Genomic DNA, 3,631 nt, shown 5'->3' with positions numbered 1-3,631 from the left:
ATTTTAGCTCAACAGTGTAAGCATGACGGCTGCAGCCACAGCAGTTCCGATGACGCCGGCCACATTAGGTCCCATGGCATGCATGAGGAGGAAGTTGCCGGGGTGTTCTTTTTGGCACATGCGCTGCACCACCCTGGCGGCCATGGGGACCGCCGACACTCCCGCCGCCCCGATCATGGGGTTGATCTTTCCCCCGCTTATCACTTTCATGGCCTGACCCAGCACGACGCCTCCGGCGGTGCTGAAGACGAAGGCCACGAGGCCGAGGACGATGATCTTGATGGTTCCCATGGTGAGGAAATATTCCGCGCTCATGGTGGCTCCCACCGACAGGCCGAGGAAGATGGTGGTGGCGTTCAGGATTTCGTTCTGAGCCGCCTGGTTCAACCGTTCTGTCACCCCGCACTCCCGAAGGAGGTTCCCGAACATGAGGGTTCCGATCAGGGGCACCGACGAGGGAAGAAGCAGCCCTGCCGACACGGTGCACACGATGGGGAAGAGCACCCGTTCAAGCTTGGAGACGGGGCGGAGCTGATCCATCCGGATACCCCGGTCCGCCTTGGTGGTGAGCAGACGGATCACCGGCGGCTGGATCAGGGGGACCAGGGACATGTAGCTGTAGGCGGCCACCGCCACAGCCCCCAGGATCTGGGGGGCCAGCTTCACGGTGAGGTAGATGCTTGTGGGGCCGTCGGCACCGCCTATGATGGCGATGGACGCCGCCTCCTTCACGTTGAAGCCGAGAAGCAGCGCGCCGAACAGGGCGATGAAGACACCCAGCTGGGCCGCCGCTCCCAGAAGGAAGGTGATGGGGTTGGCCAGAAGGGGCGCGAAGTCTGTCAGCGCGCCTATACCCATGAAGATGATCACGGGGTAGATCTCATGTTCTGTTCCGAAAAAGACATAACGCAAAAAGCCTCCCTCGTCCATGATACCCGAAAGGGGCAGGTTGACCAGCAGGCATCCAAATCCGATGGGAACCAGCAGCAGGGGTTCAAATCCCTTCACGATGGCCAGGTAGAGCATGATGAAGGCCACCAGCAGCATGACCATGTTCCCCCACGTAAGGCCCGCGAAACCTGAGGAGCGAAGGATCATTCCTAATGAGTTTGCATAAATTTCCATGTTCGCCCGTACCTCCTTCGGCTTAGCCGAGGACTACCAGGGCGTCTCCGGAGTTGACGCTGTCTCCTTCCCGCGCCCGGACCTCTTTCACTGTGCCGGCGGACGGAGCGGATATCTCATTCTCCATCTTCATGGCTTCGAGGATGAGGAGAACGTCTCCGGCGTTCACCGCCGTTCCAACGCTTACGCTGACCCGAAGGATCTTGCCCGGCATGGGGGCCGCGATGACGGTGCCGCCCTCTGCCGACGGAGCCGGCGCCGCTGCCACGGGGGCTGGTGCCGGAGCCGGGGCCACTGGGGCAGGGGCTGCTGGTGCCGCCGACGGAGCTGGTGCCGCCACCGATACAGGGGCTGAAGCCCCGCCAAGGTCTTCCACTGTTACGTCGTAGCTTGTTCCATCCACTGTCACTCTATATCTTTTGCTCATTTATCTTCCCCTCCACCTTGCTGTGATGTCATGATTCATTTCTCGTCTCTATCTATTCTATAGGCTCCCCCTGGTCCCTAACGGCTGGACCAGTTCGTGTTGTTCAGGCTTTCGAGACCTTCCATGATAGCGCTCGATCTCCAGAGGCTCAAAACGGGCCGGCGATGCGGGCCCGACGCGGGACGAATGTCGGTGATCCGGCAGGGCTGCCCCGTGGCCTCCAGAAGAGCCGCGGCGATGGCCGCCACGATCTTTCCCTTATCCCCTGTCTCCGCGCCTGTCACTGCCGGCGCCGCGGGGGCTTTCTCACGGGGTGCCGGAGGCTGGGACGGCGGTGACGCCTTCTTGACACCCCCAAAATACTTGATGGCGTAGATGATAGCCGTCAAGCCCCCAAGAACCATAAAAACCGCTGAAAAGGCAATGAAGCACAGGGTCAACGGCCCGCTGAAACCCGTTTCAAAATAGGTGTGCAGATTGGTCACGTCTATCGCCCCTCCCATCTAATGAGGCATGACGCCGTGTTTGCGGCGGGGACGAAGCTCCCGCTTGTTCGCCGTACCCTGAAGGGCAAGGTAGATCTCACGGCGGGTTTCCTCTGGCAATATGACCCGGTCCACAAAGCCGCGCTCTGCCGCCACGTAAGGGTTGGCGAAGGCTTCTCGGTATTCCTCGATCTTTTTGTTCCGTTCGCTCATCTGGTCTTCGGCCTTTTCTATCTCTTTCCGGAAGACGATGTTGGCCGCTCCCTCAGCCCCCATGACGGCAATCTCCGCCTGGGGCCACGCCAAAACCATGTCCGCCCCAAGGGCCTTGGAGCACATGCCAAGGTAGGCGCCGCCGTAGGCTTTGCGAAGAACCACCGTGACCATGGGGACGGTGGCCTCGCTGTAGGCGTAAAGAAGCTTGGCGCCGTGGCGGATGATGCCGCCCCATTCCTGCTCGGTGCCAGGAAGATATCCGGGAACGTCTACAAAGGTGAGCAGAGGGATGTTGAAGGCGTCGCAGTGCCGTATGAAACGGCTCGCCTTGTCAGAGGCGTTGATGTCAAGACACCCCGCAAGGGTCGAGGCCTGGTTGGCGATGATGCCCACTACCTGTCCTCCAACCCGACCGTAGCCAGTGACCATGTTCATGGCCCAGAGGGCCTGGACTTCAAAAAAGTCGCCGTCGTCTACAACCTTGCCGATAACGTCGTGAACACGGTAACCCTTGTTGGGGTTGGTGGGAACAACGTTCCTAAGTTCTGGCACCAGCCGGAGCGGGTCGTCTGACGGTTCCTTCCACGGAGCGTCGTCTACGTTGTTGCTCGGAAGGTAGCTCAGAAGCTTGCGAACCTGGACAAAGCATTCTTCCTCGCTCCGGGCCGTGAAGTGGGCGTTGCCGCTCTTGGTGTTATGAGCCTGAGAACCACCAAGGGCTTCGCTGGTCACTTCCTCTCCCGTGACTGCCTTGATGACCGCCGGACCCGTGATGTGCATGATGCCCGTCTTCTCAACCATGAAAATATAGTCCGTGAGAGCCGGGCTGTACACCGCTCCCCCGGCGGTGGGGCCCATGATGACGGAGAGCTGAGGCACCACTCCGCTGGCAATGGTGTTCCGGAAAAAAATGTCGCCGTACCCGTTGAGAGCGTCTACCGCCTCCTGAATGCGGGCGCCGCCGCTGTCATTGATACCAACCACTGGAGAGCCGTTCTTCATGGCAAGGTCCATGACCTTGCAGATCTTGCCCGCGTGCATCTCGCCAAGACTCCCGCCAAGAACTGTGAAATCCTGGCTGAAAACGTATACACGCCTCCCGTCTATCTCACCAAAACCTGTGACCACACCGTCGCCGGGAAAAGAGGTCTCTCCAAGACCAAATCGCCCGCACCGGTGAACCACCTGCTCGTCAAGCTCTACAAAGGTCCCCTCGTCAAGAAGCCCGGCTATACGATCACGTGCGGTACCCTTGCCTTTGCCTCGCTGCTTCTCTATCGACTTGGGACCACCGCCTTCGCGGGCCTGCGCACGCTTGCGCTCAAGATCCGCGCATAGCTCGTCAATGCTTCGGTTCGTCATGTCTCAACTGCCCCCT

At 60.1% G+C, this 3,631-nt stretch carries 4 protein-coding genes; all 4 read right to left on the bottom strand.

The genetic code is table 11. The annotated features are described in order from the left end of the window. Positions 1-3: 3 nt before the first annotated feature. A complete protein-coding gene (locus tag BUC50_RS05830; RefSeq protein ID WP_013047681.1) occupies positions 4-1,125 on the bottom strand; it encodes a sodium ion-translocating decarboxylase subunit beta in 1,122 nt (373 codons plus the stop codon). Positions 1,126-1,147: 22 nt separating this feature from the next. Further along, positions 1,148-1,552: a biotin/lipoyl-containing protein gene (locus tag BUC50_RS09710; protein ID WP_013047680.1), complete on the bottom strand. Its 405-nt coding sequence runs from the start codon at positions 1,550-1,552 to the stop codon at positions 1,148-1,150. A gap of 77 nt (positions 1,553-1,629) precedes the next feature. Further along, positions 1,630-2,037 carry an OadG family transporter subunit gene (locus BUC50_RS05820; RefSeq protein ID WP_286677225.1) on the bottom strand — a complete coding sequence of 136 codons (408 nt, stop codon included), beginning with the start codon at positions 2,035-2,037 and terminating at the stop codon, positions 1,630-1,632. A gap of 18 nt (positions 2,038-2,055) precedes the next feature. Continuing rightward, complete coding sequence (locus BUC50_RS05815) at positions 2,056-3,615, bottom strand: acyl-CoA carboxylase subunit beta (RefSeq protein WP_013047678.1); 1,560 nt, start codon at positions 3,613-3,615, stop codon at positions 2,056-2,058. Between the last annotated feature and the right edge of the window lie 16 nt (positions 3,616-3,631).

Source organism: Aminobacterium sp. EBM-42, from assembly GCF_001896635.1.
Classification (GTDB): Bacteria; Synergistota; Synergistia; order Synergistales; family Aminobacteriaceae; genus Aminobacterium; species Aminobacterium colombiense.
The sequence above is the reverse complement of the archived record's forward strand: the minus strand, read 5'-3'. Positions and strand labels throughout refer to the sequence as shown.

Coding starts and splice junctions, on each gene's coding strand:
- BUC50_RS05830 (WP_013047681.1), bottom strand. CDS start 1,125: ATGGAAATTTATGCAAACTCATTAGGAATGATCCTTCGCTCCTCAGGT.
- BUC50_RS09710 (WP_013047680.1), bottom strand. CDS start 1,552: ATGAGCAAAAGATATAGAGTGACAGTGGATGGAACAAGCTACGACGTA.
- BUC50_RS05815 (WP_013047678.1), bottom strand. CDS start 3,615: ATGACGAACCGAAGCATTGACGAGCTATGCGCGGATCTTGAGCGCAAG.